Origin of the sequence: Roseovarius sp. TE539, from assembly GCF_003298505.1 — a bacterium.
Classification (GTDB): Bacteria; Pseudomonadota; Alphaproteobacteria; order Rhodobacterales; family Rhodobacteraceae; genus Roseovarius.
Window position 1 is genome coordinate 17,516 of record NZ_QNGB01000028.1, and the last position, 13,841, is coordinate 31,356.

The 13,841-nt window shown below is 61.5% G+C and carries 7 protein-coding genes; 3 read left to right on the top strand and 4 right to left on the bottom strand.

Going from position 1 to position 13,841, the window contains the following annotated elements; genetic code table 11:
- Positions 1 to 45 precede the first annotated feature (45 nt).
- A complete protein-coding gene (locus DQW77_RS14700; RefSeq protein WP_113258986.1) occupies positions 46 to 1,977 on the bottom strand; it encodes a DUF7017 domain-containing protein in 1,932 nt (643 codons plus the stop codon).
- A complete protein-coding gene (locus DQW77_RS14705) occupies positions 1,974 to 4,253 on the bottom strand; it encodes an ATP-dependent RecD-like DNA helicase (protein WP_181711286.1) in 2,280 nt (759 codons plus the stop codon). Before DQW77_RS14705 ends, DQW77_RS14700 begins: the two co-directional genes overlap by 4 nt.
- Positions 4,254 to 4,814: 561 nt before the next feature.
- Here DQW77_RS14705 and DQW77_RS14710 point away from each other — a divergent pair.
- The gene (locus DQW77_RS14710; RefSeq protein WP_113258988.1) at positions 4,815 to 6,311 is read left to right on the top strand and encodes a hypothetical protein; all 1,497 of its coding nucleotides are present in this window, start codon (positions 4,815 to 4,817) and stop codon (positions 6,309 to 6,311) included.
- The gene (locus tag DQW77_RS14715; RefSeq protein ID WP_113258989.1) at positions 6,308 to 8,758 is read left to right on the top strand and encodes a hypothetical protein; all 2,451 of its coding nucleotides are present in this window, start codon (positions 6,308 to 6,310) and stop codon (positions 8,756 to 8,758) included. Before DQW77_RS14710 ends, DQW77_RS14715 begins: the two co-directional genes overlap by 4 nt.
- Positions 8,759 to 9,017: 259 nt before the next feature.
- Here the strand turns inward: DQW77_RS14715 and DQW77_RS14720 are convergent, their stop codons facing one another.
- Complete coding sequence (locus DQW77_RS14720) at positions 9,018 to 9,428, bottom strand: hypothetical protein (RefSeq protein WP_147094984.1); 411 nt, start codon at positions 9,426 to 9,428, stop codon at positions 9,018 to 9,020.
- Positions 9,425 to 12,745, bottom strand: coding sequence for a TM0106 family RecB-like putative nuclease (locus DQW77_RS14725; protein ID WP_220124969.1), 3,321 nt, complete (start codon positions 12,743 to 12,745; stop codon positions 9,425 to 9,427). The genes DQW77_RS14720 and DQW77_RS14725 overlap by 4 nt, the downstream gene beginning before the upstream one ends.
- A 390-nt stretch (positions 12,746 to 13,135) precedes the next feature.
- Between DQW77_RS14725 and DQW77_RS14730 the strand changes: the two genes are divergently transcribed.
- A complete protein-coding gene (locus DQW77_RS14730; protein ID WP_220124970.1) occupies positions 13,136 to 13,831 on the top strand; it encodes a HEPN domain-containing protein in 696 nt (231 codons plus the stop codon).
- Positions 13,832 to 13,841: the final 10 nt, after the last annotated feature.

Sequence of the window (13,841 nt, forward strand, 5' to 3'; positions counted from 1 at the left end):
CAGCTCGGGGTCACCGACCGAGTATAAGCATGTCGGACTTTGTAATCACTCCCGCCCATGAACCACGCCTGTGTCTTGAAGGGCGTCAATCGTCAGAGCCTTCCAGCCCCAGCTGCGTTTCTTCTTGTTGAAGTTGATGACGGCCCGGCCGGACACGAGTTCGTCGTCCTGCATGTCATGGGAGCGAACGATGTCAGGCGGAATGAAGATCCCGTCATCGGTGAACCCCATGCCATTGCTGATCCGCACGGTGGTCCGGAAGCGTCGACAGACAGTTTCGTCCACCTCCACATCGGTGGGGGTGGCGGTGACCACACGGGTCCGAACCCCTTTTCGCGTGCTATAGCGGGCAACCCGCAAGGCGATGTGATCGCCTATCGAAGCGTTGATTTCCGAAAGGTCAATCACGCCATCTATCTCGCGGCCCGCAATGACATGAAGAACCCCTTTCGGGAAGTTCACGTGATCTACAACGCCTACGATCTCATGGAGGGTGTCGTGAAATACTCCGTCATCGCGCAAAGCGGCCGAGTAAAGCTTTGTGCGGTCGCTGATGGAGGCACCGAGATCAGCCTTGATCCGGACCGGCTGTCCGGGCTTTAGATTTTTCAGCCCCAACGCGCGCTCGGGAACGGTGATCTCTCGCGTCATCGGCTTGTCCGCGATGTATAGTCGTCGGAGGGTTTTTCGTTTTTCGCGCTCGATCGTGAAGCTGTCGCCGACGCACGCATCAATCCAGTCGATGTCTTCGAAAAGAATCTCCTCTGCGCGACCGGCAAACCGGAGGTAGAATTTCTTGCTCGGAGGCGCGGCTGTAGCTCCCATATACCACGGCGCCGCCATGAGCTCTTCCGCCTCGCGGGGAACGCGGTATCCTGATTTCACACGATGCGTGAGAACCGTCTCGATTTCGCCCCGAGCCTCGGCTGGATACCCTTGGGTACTCAACTCTCGCGCGAGCTTGAGACGCAGACGCCCCACGAAACCCTCTTCGGAGGGACACAGCAAACCCTTGCAGTAGCACGCAACCCGGAGGTTCGGATCGACCTGAAGGTCGCCCAGCAGGTCCCAGGCCCAGAACTCCTGCGACTTCTCCCTGGCGAATAGGATCGCTTGCTCGCGTGCTTCATCCTGGCGGCCAAGCGAAGTGAGAAACTTGACCAGGTTCTGACGGAACCAGACGTTATCGGGATAGCGCACCATCATCGCTTCGAGATGCGGCATGAGCGCGGTGATGGCGCGAGGATTACCCGCCGCTGCGGCATCTTTGGCCGCGCGCTGCACAACCTTTTCCGCAAGTGCTGGCAGCGTCTTGCCGTCGGTTGTCGTGAAGCGGTCGTAATCATCAGGGAGCAGGTTTTCGAGGCCCCACAAACCAACAAAAGCCGGCAGGTCGAGATGATTACCCGAGGCAAGTTGCCAGGCGATTTTCAGCATGCAGCTGTGGAGCGGTGATGGTCGATCGACGCTGAGCTTCATGTAGATGTTGAGATTGCGACGGGCTTGCCCAATTGCGGCCGGTGCCGGGGTTTCGGATGCGGACAGAATGTCCTTCGTCCAGCGATATAGATCCCAGCCGTAGCCTGGGTGATCGGCTGGGTAGAGCGCATCCCTTGCAAGAAGATCGTGGTAGAGACGGCAGGCTTGCTCGTAACGCCCTGCCTTGCTGTGGTTCCGTGCGGAAAGGATCTCGTGTCGTCCTTTCTCCGCGAGAGAGAGCGCGAACCGACGCTGATTCTCGAGGATATCGTCCCCTGCTGGCAAGGGCAGGGCCTCGAGCTCGCCGGCAAAAGTTGAAAGGCGCGCCCTGTCGTTCTGGCGGGCGGCACGCTTGAGAAGATCGACAAGACACCAGCTTAGGGCCCGAACATCCCAGTCATCGGTATCGGGGCCCGCCATCGCCTCTTTTGCCAGCGTGTAGGCCTGATCGACCTCTCCCGCCTTACGGAGCCGGAAGATCTCCTTCGTTTCGCTCATGCGCTCATCTCGACTGTAAGGATTTCGATCACGTCGCGCAGGAGAGCGGATGGTTCGCGAACATGTCCGACCGGCTGGCACTTGCTGAAGACATGGTTGCTTTTGTAGTAGATGTCGACGGCAGCCTGCTCTCCAAGGCGCTGGAAGCTGTACCGCTGGAACCACTGCTTCTGCTCCAGCCCCACGATATCAATCGCGTGAGCCTGCATTCGGCTCGAAAGCTTGTGGTGAAACTCCTCGAGGAACGGGTGTGCGAAACCCGGCGCCCGAATACCGCTGGCCGCTGCGACTGCAGGCGTTGAGTTCATGGGGGCTGCGCAGCTTTCGCCAACCATGCCGGAGAGCGACGCCATCAGCTTATCGGTCAGCTCGCCGGATTGCGGAGCGATGACGCTGGTGATCTTGAGCTTGCTGTTATAGCAGATGTTGATCCTCGCCTGGCTTTCGCCACAGCGGAAGAAATAGGCCTCCTGGTATTGATTGTGCTCGATGCCTTCGATCTCGATAGCAGCTCCAGCAAGGAAGGCCTCGATCCGCTGGCGGATGACCTCGCGAAAATCAGCCGGCGCCGGTTGGCTTGGATCGCTGGGCGCTTTCCTATCGGGCTCGAGTGCTGCGGCGGCCTTTGGTGCCGAGGTCACCTCGACATTCGAGGGAGAGGTCGGTGCGCCGAGAAAACCTGGAGCGAGACCCGCGGTCTTGATGCCAGAGCCTACCTCGATACTTGGTGGATCAAGAAGGAAGAGGCGTGACTTTGCGCGCGTGCATGCCGTGTAGAGCCAGCGAAAGTTGTCGGCCGCCAAGGGATTGCCTAAAGAGGTGCAGCTGACGATGGCGGTATCCCACTCGCTGCCCTGTGCTTTGTGGCAGGTGATAGCGTAACCGAACTTGACCCGCAGCGCATTGAAGAATGGGTCATCCATCAGTACCTGTCGGAACGCCTGTGGGTCCTTCCTGAGGTCGGCATACCTCTGGCAAAAATCGACGTAGAGTGCCTTGTTCTCGTCCGAGCTGAGTTGAGGTCGGTCCTCGTAGAGAAGGTTTTCGAGGATGTTCGTGGTGACGAAGACCGCCGACCCATCGATCAGACGCAATCCGAGCTCTGCCTCCCTGAACGACAGCTCTACGGGGATCTCTTCGACGACCCCGGTTTCCTCGTTCTTTCGGCGAAGGGTGACCCAGCGGACCTTGCGATCATCTGAGATGGACCGGACAACCGCGAAGTCCCCGTTCGCAATGCGGATGCCTGAGACCTTCGTGTTCTTCACTACCATGAGTTTGTCGCCCGGGGCGGCTGCGGGCTGCCCAGGAAACAGACGTTCCCGGATGGAGCGGTTGAACATGCCGGCCTCGGCGTTCGACCGCGTAATGACGACGGAAGTGTTGTTTACGCGGTTTCCGGATGCCTCAAGGAAAGTCGAGACGACTTGGTCTGTGCCGATACGATCGACGTCTGCCAGCTTGGTGTCGAATGCCAGCTTGTTGAAGACACCGCTCTTCAGGCTTTCCCGCAGTGGTTGGACGTTCCTGAGAATGCCGCTGTCGGCTTTCTGACGAACGACATCGGAAAGTTCATAGTCGAACACTCGAACGCCGAAATTTTCCTTGAGGTAATCGGTAGAGAGGGCTGGCGAGAACGACATGCCGACAGGCGGCAGCTGGGCATCGTCACCAATGAGGATCAGCTTCTTTCGATGCTTGTTGTTGTCGAAGTTGACGAAATGCATCAGGTCACGCAGCACGTAACCTGAACCGAACTGAAAGAATTCCGCTTCCGAGTATTGATCGGAGATCAGAGAAGCCTCGTCTGTGATGAAGACAGTGTCCGCTGGTGACTCGTTCACCGATAAGCTGACGATGAGCTTGTATGTCTCGGAGCCTTCCACGCCCTCGGTCTTGTGCTCTTCGATCTTGTCGAAGTTGTAGATCATGCCGTGGATGGTTGAGGCGTCGGCTTGGGTTTTTTCCTGGATAACTCTGGCCGCTCGGCCCGTTGGAGCCGAAAGAGCGTATGTCCGGTGCTGAGCTCGCAGCAACTTGATGAGGGCATCGATCAGGAAGGTCTTGCCGGTGCCCGCATGCCCCTTGAGGACGAACACGTCGTGAGTGTCGCTGTCGAGAAAGTTACCCAGATGGATAACTACTTCGGACTGCCCGGGCGTCAGATCGTAATCGCGGAGAAGTTCGAACAGGTATTCAGCTGAACTTGTCAGGCCGTCACGGGTCAATAAATTGGTGTATGATTGCATTTCGCCCTGTGCCGTTCCTTTCGTCACCAATGCTTTTACGAGACGAAGGCCTTGGCGCTTAAGTTACCTCAATCATTAGCCAATCATGCAGAAAGCGAAGCATCAACCCTACTTTATTGCTCACACCTGCTGATGGCCGAGATTCGCTTTCTCGAAACGACTTTTCCCACGGTCTGCGTGACAAGTAACCCGAACGCGGTTAGTAGTTCAGGACGGAGTTGAGAATGGGAATGCTGCGGTGCGCACGCAGGGCCGCTTCGGAAAATGGCACTGCGACAATCATGGACTTTTGAAAGGCTGGCTTGGGCCGTGAGCGATGCTTCGACAGGTAGGGTGCCGAAGCGACCATAAACGATCAGAGAAGCAGCGGGCTGAGCTTCTTGCCGCCACTCACAGACATTTCATGAATGGTGGATACCTAAACCGCGGGGCGACGGAGAAAGACGACCGGCGGCTTTGCCGCAAAAAAAGGCCACGGAATTCCTTCTCGTCTGGGAACAACACGGGGTCTTCGCCCTTCTTCTGCCACGATCTCCATTGATCCTGTCGCCCGGGTTTTGCAGGTTATCCGGGGAGGTACATGGGGCAATGGATGGAACGACGACCTGGACGAGCATCGGTGAAAGACGCGGACAGGATCCGCTCGCGATGCGCGCACCGGTGGAATCTCTCTATCGCCGGCTCCTGTCGGGCTTCAGTACAGTCACAACCCGTCCGCGGTATTACTGTTTTCATGCCTGGTGGCTCAGCAGCTATGCAAATGACAACCCCACGGACTCCCGCGACGATTACGACGACCGTGCCCGGCGCGCCGAGGCGCTCTATGCGCTTGCCAGCCTCTACAACCCGGACCACCCGGCCGAAAGCTCCGGGGAAGTCGGGATTTCCGGGCGCGACTATGCCATCAGCACACTGTCTTGGGACAAAGACGTCATCGACTTCCAGCGCGCCACGGATCGAAACACGGACCCGAAGGATCGCTACATCCGGCGCAAGGGCGGGGACTTCTCCCAGGTCTACGCGCCGCAGATGCGCGAGATAGGCCTTCTGGCCACCCACTCCAGCAGAAAGTTCGTCGTCCCCACCGAGCAGGGCCGAGCCCTGGCCGATGTCTTTGCCGCCTCAATCGGCGCCGCCGGGCCGGCCTTTCTTTCGGCCGCCAAGTCCGGTCGGGTTGACCGGGACACCCTGCGCCAGATCTCCGTGATGCGGCCCAGCGCGCTCAAGGACGCGCCCGAGGAGGCTGCGGCGCTGCTAGATCTTCTCATGGGTCGGACCATCCCCCGTCCGGACCACATTGCCCGGCGCGACACGCTGCGGCTCATCCTGCAGGAAGCCACCCGAGAGACAGACAGAAAGCTCGACCAGGAGCGCCTGCGCTGGCACTGGATGGAAACGGATCCGGACCCCGGCTCTCCGCTCTTCGAGACCCACGCGTCCTGGCGGCACTTCCAGGCGGGCGACACCGCGCGCCTCGTGTGCGAACTGCTCTTGCGGACAGCGCTCGAATACCTTACGGACCAACCAGCCGGTTACAGGCTCCCCGAGCTCGCAGCTATTGTCGCCTCCCCTGCCTCGGATGCGGAAACCCTCGGCGGATATCTCGCCCGGCTCGATACCGAGAATGGGAATAGCAGCCTTGAAGATATCCAGGCACGTGTTCTGGACAGCACACCCTCCCTCGATGACATCCTTGCCCCGCTTGCCCGTCTCTGGCGCATCTGGGGTGCCGATCCGACGCCGCTTCTTGCCGATTACAAGCCTCTTCCTGAGCGGCAGACCGTCGCCACACTGCTTCAGTGGATCGAGGCGGAAAATGATCGCCCCGCAGCCGAGGCCATCGCCGCATTCTGCAGCCAGTTCGTTCTGCGTCGTCACCTGACGATCGCCTCGAGGAAGCTGCGCGACGGGCGATACACCTACCTGTTCGAGTTCGAGGACGGGCGCCTGCTCTTTCGCGAGTCCCTCTGGGTATCGGGCTCGGGACCGCGCCTGGCCACGGCGCTGCGTTTCATGGACGATGCCGGGCTTCTCCAAGGTGGGCAGTTGACCGATATCGGTCGGGCCGAAATGGAGGCAGCATGAGATATGACAGGATGTTCCGGGAAAAGGGCTTCCACGCGACGCTTCTCACCAGTTTCGAGTTTGCCCCGGATGTTTTCGATAACGTGGTCTACCCCGGCCTCCGAATGGGTGGGTCGCGTTCGATCGGCGTGATCGCCGACCAGGACCGCATCAACAGCCAGTTCGAGGAGTTCGATCCCCCGAGGCTGGCCGGCCAGACCTACCACCTCGCCAAGCGCAAGGTGGACCGGGCGTTTCACTCCAAGATCGTGCTGCAGCTCGGCCAAACCCGTGGTCGGCTCATCGTCGGGTCGTCGAACCTCACCAGCGGCGGGATCGCCGGGAACCTGGAGGCAATATGTGGTCTGGATATCGACCGGGATCAAGGATGGGCCGCGCCGCTCTTCGCGGCAGCCCTGGCCTATTTCCGGGCGCACTGCGCGCCCGATGACCGTGCGATGCGGCGGCTCCTCCGACGGGCCGTCGCCGATGTAGCTTGGTTAAGGGGTGTGGACCCGGCCCGTGAGGTCACCGATCCCGAGGGCAACCGGCTCGCCTTCCTTACCGAAGAAGCGGCGACGGGCGTGGGCGAGCAGTATGCAGCTTTCACGCAAGGCGACACGATCGACAGGCTGGTTATCGTGTCGCCGTTCTGGGACAAGTCGCTCTCCGCGGTCGTCAGGTTGAGGGAGAGCCTGGGCGGGCCGGATCTCGCCCTTGTCGTCGACCCCGACTATCACGACCTCGACCCGGACGCCTTCATGACGCTCGCAGATGCCAGCCTGCACGCTATTACCGACCTGGAAGATCGTGAAGAACGACGCCTGCACGCCAAGCTGATCATCGCCTGCGGGCGCGAGGCCGATTATGTTCTCACCGGCTCGGCCAACGCCTCCACTGCCGGTCTCTACGGTCGCCGGGGTGGCTACGGCAACGCCGAAGCTTGCCTGGCCCGCACCGAGCCCGCCGGGACGGCACTCGAACGTCTCGGTCTGTCTGTCTGTCTTTCGACGCAGTTTGTCGTCGAGGCGCTTTCGCCGCCCGTTCCGTCACCTGAAAAGGGATCGGATGATCCCCCGGCGCCGCGGGACGGCGGCGGGCTGTTGCTAAAACAGTCCCGGCTAACCTGGTCGCCACCCCCTGGCTGTGCGCCGGCGGACTGCCGCATTCGGCTCGAGGGCCGCGGTGGCGAATTTCTCGAAGAGATCAAGCCGCGGCAGATCGGCGAGACGTGGGGCGCGGATATCTCCTGCGCAGACGCGCCGCCTTTGCGCGGTCGTATCCGCTTTTCCGGGACCGAAACAAGCGCCCTCGTGCCGGTAGCCTCCATCGACAGGCTTGCGCAAGCGAGCCAGTCTCATTCACGCCGGGATTACCAGAAACTGCTGGACGCCTTCCGGGAGCAGCACGACCTCGGCACGGAAATGCTCGACCTCGCCTTGAAGATCCGCAGTATGCACGCGGCCGAGCACGCTTCACGTCAGGAGGGCATGCGGCACGGTTCCGGCGGTGGCGGCCGGGGCGGTGGCCCTTCCGTAGAAAGCAAGCCCGGCACGCAACTCACCGAGGCGGAATTCAACGCCATCGAGGACGACCTCAAGGCCATGGAGGAGGAAGACGTCCGCTTCGGCCCCTTGGGGGACACCTATCGCTACATCAACCAGATCCTCGGACTGGGTCTCGAGATACCGGCACAGGAAGAAGAGCCGGATATCTCGACGGATCTTGTCTCCAACAATGACGACCAAGTCGAGGATGAGACTGACGACGAAACCCGCGAGACCGCCGACACGGAGAATGACGACCGGGACCGGGACCAGGACGATCCGAACAAACCTGGCAACAAACAGGGGCAGACCAACCTGGCGGGCCCCGCAAGACCGCCGCCGAAAAGGCACGCCGGAGCGAACCCGGCAAAACTGGAAAAGGCCCTTGAAAAGCACATCAACGCGCTCCGCGAGGAGCTCTCCGAGAAGGCCCTCGACCCGATGGACCCTGGCGCTGCAATGATCCTGCGCCTGGCAATCCTGGCCATTATCGCCGACGGTGCACCGGTGGGCAGGGCACCCATTCCAAAATACCCGGTTCCGGCGCTCAGTACGCGTTCGGGCGACGGCTGGATCCGGATGCTTGGCCGATTGCTGGATGCGATGAACAGGGCATGGCCCGACGGTCGGTTCGAAAATGAACCGCCGCTTCCTGAGCAGCTCGACTGCATGGGTGCGATGATCTTCGGGGCCACCCTGGCACACGAGGCGGCCGCTGTCGTGACGACCCCCGGCATCGCTTCCGCCCATGAAACCTTGTGCGCGGAGATCACGCGACGTGTCACCGCCGCCATCGGTGCCCATGAGGAGGCAAGGTCGCGCCTGGAGGAGGCAATGATGCGCTACGGCGCAGCGCGCGAGAACGCCGAGGCTCGTTACGAAGAGATCTCGCCCGCCAAGAGAAGCGGGACGGAGTCATGACCCAAGCCAATTGCCGGAAATGTCGAACCGCTTGGCGGATGTCCGTTGCATCGTAGGCTTTACAAGGAAACGGCCTCGCAGGCTTCTCCGAGCAACTTCGTTCGCTATGCCCGGCTGTGCACGCGATACGCAGCGGGAACGAATGAGGGCGCCCTTTCTGGCGTGAGGTGGCCGCTCAACCTCTCTTGGGCCAACTGATCTGGATCGGTGCCAATGAGCAAGCGAGGGAAATCCGCAGCAGGCTGCGCGAGGCTTCGGATCATTTTCTCGAGGTTTTTTCGCGGTAAAGTTCGTCGGCGGTCGCGCGAGCTTCTTCTACGCGATGGAACATTTCGGGGTGGCGCTGGCCGAGAACGGTGAGGCGGAATACCTTTTTGCGGCTTGCGGTATGGGTGGCTGTGTATTCGATTCCAGCAACCTCCTCGTTTCCTTCGAAACCGCGCATCAGCAGCTGTCCCTCATGCGGCTCCCAGGAGAGCGCACCGATGGTGATACGTCGATGAGCATAAAGTTCACGTTCGAAACGGGCGATTTCCTCCAGAGCCTCGGCCCCTCGTTCGGCATTGGGTCCGCCGTCATCGACCCATTGCGTTGCTCGTCGCGCGATCTCCCATCGCTTGTTTGGCGGCATGGTGGCGAGCCGCTCAGCCAGCGATTTCACCTGCGTCATGAACATTCCTCCGTCTCGCTTGGAATTTGCGTTGCCCGCCGTTCAGCAAGCGCGCAGAGCAGGTTCACCAAAGCCATCTGCTCGACGTTCGTGCATGTCGTATCCAGCAGACGCGGGGAAGCGAAGACCAGCGCCAGCCCCTTCGCGCGCGAGACAGCGACATTGATCCTCTCCCGCGACAAAAGAAACTCCATGCCACGCGGCATCTCCTCGCCGGAAGAGGCGGTCATGGAGACGAGGCAGACCGGCGCTTCCTGTCCCTGGAATTTGTCGACCGTTCCGACGCGAATCCCCGTCGGCAGGGCCCGGCGCAGGGCGTTGACCTGGAGGTTGTAGGGCGCAACGACGATGACATCGGCCTCGGTCATTGGACGGGTATGGCCCTCCCGATCAGTCCAGGTGCCCGTCAGCAGATCCGCCGCGGCGGCACGGATCGCCTCCACCTCCTCCGGCGAGGATTGCGAGTTGCCCTCGTGCTCGACAGGCATCAGATGGGCGCCGGTGGCGGGCCATTTCGGCACCCCATCGACAAGTTGTCGCCCAGTATCCGCGTGGCTCTCGAGCCGCCCTTCGTAGATCTGGTCCGAGATGAACCGGCACACGTCCGGATGCATCCGCCGCGTGACGGGCAGGAAGATCCCCCGGTCGGACCGGATCGCGGCATCGCCGCCCTGCATCCAGTCGAGACAGGACAAGTCGGCCGGAGCCGGATGCGCGCCCTGCTGGACCTGTGGCAACTGGCGCGGGTCTCCGACCAGGACGACATTCTCGGCGCAGGTCGACATGGCCAGCATGTTGGCCAGTCCCACCTGGCCCGCCTCATCCACGAAGATGTGGTCGAAATGCCCCCGCAATCCCTCGCGCGAAAACAGCCAGGCGGTGCCGCCGACCACGTCCGCCCCGCGGAACAGGTCCTCGTCATTCTTGTCCGTCCGCCGGATGGGACACTCCTCCGGATAGCTGTCATCGCCCAGCTTGTGGACGATTGTGAAGTCGGGATCGTCCCACTCGTGCGCATCGAGGATACCCATCAGGACGTTCTTAACCGCCTCGTGACTGGTCGACGCCACGGCGACCTTCCTGCCCGCCCGGACAAGGGCGAGGATGGCCCGGGCGGTAACGTAAGTCTTGCCGGTGCCGGGCGGTCCTTGGATGGGCAGGACTGTTCCATCCATGTCCATCACCGCGCTGATCGTGCCCTCCACCGGGTCGCGGCCATTCAGAACGTCCGCGCGCGGCCCGCTCCGAAAACGGGGTGCGGGGCGTGTCAGAAGGGCGTCGGCGGCGCGCAGCACCTTGGGCCCGCATTGATCGTCGATCACCGCGTTGATCGCGTCTTGTATCGGCTTGGTGTTCAGGGGCGTTTCCGGATGCAACGCCGTCACGCTTCCCAAAAGGCCGACCTTCGCCTTTCCGATCTTCAGCGTCAGGGTTCCTTTGGCGACGTCGAAGTCATGTAAAGTCGCCGTCGCGATGAACCCGTCTTCGTCATAGCCGACCGCCGGCCGGGCACCCTCCTTCAGTCGCGTCTCCTGCTGCGGGAACGTGAAGCGCTGACCGACAGACTGCTTGATCATCACGGGCTCGCCCGCCCGAATCAGCCCACCCACGGCATCGACGCTCTCGACGAGCTCGTCCTCCTCCTTCGCGATGCTGTCATGGATCGACCAGTAGACGGGTTTGTCCTCGCGCCAATGATATTGCGCCAGGTCGAAAAGCAGTCTCCGGCGGTCCTCCGGCAGACCCGACGCAGCCAGCTGCGCGCGGAGGGCCGCGGTCCGCTCGTCCGCCTCCGCCTCTTTCTCGCCGGCGCTCTCGTCGGTCAGCGAGGGCCAGGGCCCCTCCGGCCGGATCGAGACCAGCCAGTCGCGCAGTTCCTCCGTCGAGACACAATCGACCTCGTTATAGGCGCGGATTTCTTCGAGGATCGCGTCGTCGCCTGTCCGGCGCCACTCCTCGTAGGCCACCACCGAGCCGCCGGAAGTCGTGACGTCGCCCTCCCGCTTGCCCCGATAGAAGGCCTCCATGGACTTGATAGAGTAGTTCCTCTCCGACGCCAGCAGCCCGCCGCGCACCACGGCGTAGAGGTCCACGAACCGATGCTCCCGAAGCAGTCGGTCGAGAAAGGCCTCGCCGATCCCGTATTTCGCCGTCAGCCGCTTGAGCGCCGTCACCTCGTAGGCGGCGTAGTGATAGATGCGGGCCTGCGGAAAGGCCGCCAAGCGGTCCCGGAACCAAGCGAAGAGATCAGAAAGTGCCTGCGCCTCCTGCGCGTGATCGTGGGCCCAGAAACCGGTGAAGGCGCCATCGGCCCAAAGCCCGTGGAGGTATTCCAGCCCGCCCTCATAGTAGGGGTCGCCTTCGATGTCGTAGAACACGTCGCCGGATTGCGGCTGCGGCAGAAGGTCGAACCCCTTGCCGGGCGACGATACCCTGAGCTCGAAGGAAGGCGCGCCTTCCTTGCGGGCGTGCTGGAGCCGCGCCTGCGCGACGAGCTTTTCCAGCGTCGCCGTCGCCATGCGCCGCACCGGCTCGTCGCGCGAGGCCAGCGCCTCCATGGTGCCGACGCCTTCGGCTTCCAGTTTCGCGATCTGGCCCGTGCTGATACCCGCGACGTTGTAAAGACTGTCGGTCTGGTCCCACACGGACTGACAGTGATCCTGCCACCGACAGAGGGTGCAGGCAGCGCACCGCTGAGGCCAAGTTTCCGGCCGTGTGCGGACGAATTCCTCCAGCCGCAGCCGTGCGCGCCGAGCGTATGCTGAATAGTCGGCCAGCCTGAAACTCGCCCGTTCGCCGTTGCCAAGCTCGACATGTGCGGCGGCGGGAGTGACACCTTGGAGATCGGCGAGCAAGTCAGAGTAGAGCACCAGCTGGAGAAGATGCTTCGGATCGGGTTTGCGCTTGAGCTTGGTGTCAGTGACCTCGTAGCTCCAGTCGCCCAGGTCCGAGGGCCGATCTACCCGTTCAAGGAAGTCGCACCATCCGCCCCATGAGCCGCCATGGAGCGCAGCCTGGAAAATGACATCGGCTCCGGTGGCCAGCGCTTTCCTGGTTTCCGCCAGCCCGCTATCCAGCGACAGACCCTTGCGCGGCACTTCCACGACGTGCCGTCCCGATGCCTTCAGGCCTTCGAGATGCGCCGCCTCGTGCACGTCTCCCATCTCCTGCAGAAGCTTCGCCTCCTCGTCATCCTCCCGCGGCGCCGGGCCATGGCCCTCAAGCCGCGCGAGATCGAGAAACGTCGCATTCGTACAGCCGGCGAACCGCATCAGGTCAGATGCGGAAAACAGGAACCTTCCATCAATCAATTGCACAGAATCCGCACCTCCATTTCACACACGATTCGCTCGATTTTCGGCCCCGTATTCAGCATAACTCAGGTAAACTTCAAAAACGGTCATGGTCAAAGATGTCATTCACGAAAGCCCAGGATCTGATTGAACTCGCCAAAATCGCGCCTGCACGACATGGAGGTGTCACGCTGGACGAAATACACGATCGGTTCCAGGTAACGCGCCGCGCGGCACAGAGAATGACCGCCGCACTCGAGGAGACATTTTCCAGCATCGAGAACCCGCCGGCCTGCGTGACCTCGTTCACCCGGGTCGGCGCGACTTCGGAATACTGCCATGAGAAAACAGGGATAATCCGCAAAATTGCCAGATTGACATGTTTCGACGTTACCCGTGGAATTGGAGGAAGCTATGCCAGACCTGTCTTTCGACTACCTGAAGTCGAAACAACGCGCCCTTCGCGAGGGCTTCGAGCAGTATATGGGCCTGCGTGTGCATCGCGCAATATCCTGGATCGGCCGGGCGGAGAGGGAATCCGAAGACCCTGATGCCCGGTTCATATTTCTCTGGATCGCCTTCAACGCTGCCTATGCCGACGAGAGCGATTTGGGCGGACGGTCATTTGGCACCGCGCGGGAGGATTTTGAAGACTTCTTTGCCCGCCTTATCCGCCTCGATGCGGATCACCGCATCTACAACGCTATCTGGACCCGGTTCTCGGGTCCGATCCGCCTGCTGATGCAGAACCGCTATGTCTTTAGTCCGTTCTGGTCACACCAAAACGGCATCGCTGGACACGAGGATTGGGAGCTCCGGTTTCAAAATTCGGCCCGTTTCTTCGGTGATGCCGTCACGCGGCGCGACACGACCGCCGTGCTGACCTGCGTCTTTGACCGGCTCTATGTCCTGCGAAACCAGATCATGCATGGCGGCGCCACCTGGAACGGCAGCGTCAACCGAGGCCAGGTCACGGATGGGGCGGAGATCCTGAGCTTTCTGCTTCCCGTCTTTGTCGACCTGATGATGGACAACCCCGCCGAAGGCTGGGGACGCCCCTATTACCCCGTTGTCAATGATGACCATGCAACAGCAAGAGGGCGGTACTAATGGTCCGCGC

Bases quoted from the DNA above. Each gene is read 5' to 3' on its own strand.
- DQW77_RS14700 (WP_113258986.1), bottom strand. From the start codon at position 1,977: ATGAGCGAAACGAAGGAGATCTTCCGGCTCCGTAAGGCGGGAGAGGTC.
- DQW77_RS14710 (WP_113258988.1), top strand. From the start codon at position 4,815: ATGGATGGAACGACGACCTGGACGAGCATCGGTGAAAGACGCGGACAG.
- DQW77_RS14720 (WP_147094984.1), bottom strand. From the start codon at position 9,428: ATGACGCAGGTGAAATCGCTGGCTGAGCGGCTCGCCACCATGCCGCCA.
- DQW77_RS14715 (WP_113258989.1), top strand. From the start codon at position 6,308: ATGAGATATGACAGGATGTTCCGGGAAAAGGGCTTCCACGCGACGCTT.
- DQW77_RS14730 (WP_220124970.1), top strand. From the start codon at position 13,136: ATGCCAGACCTGTCTTTCGACTACCTGAAGTCGAAACAACGCGCCCTT.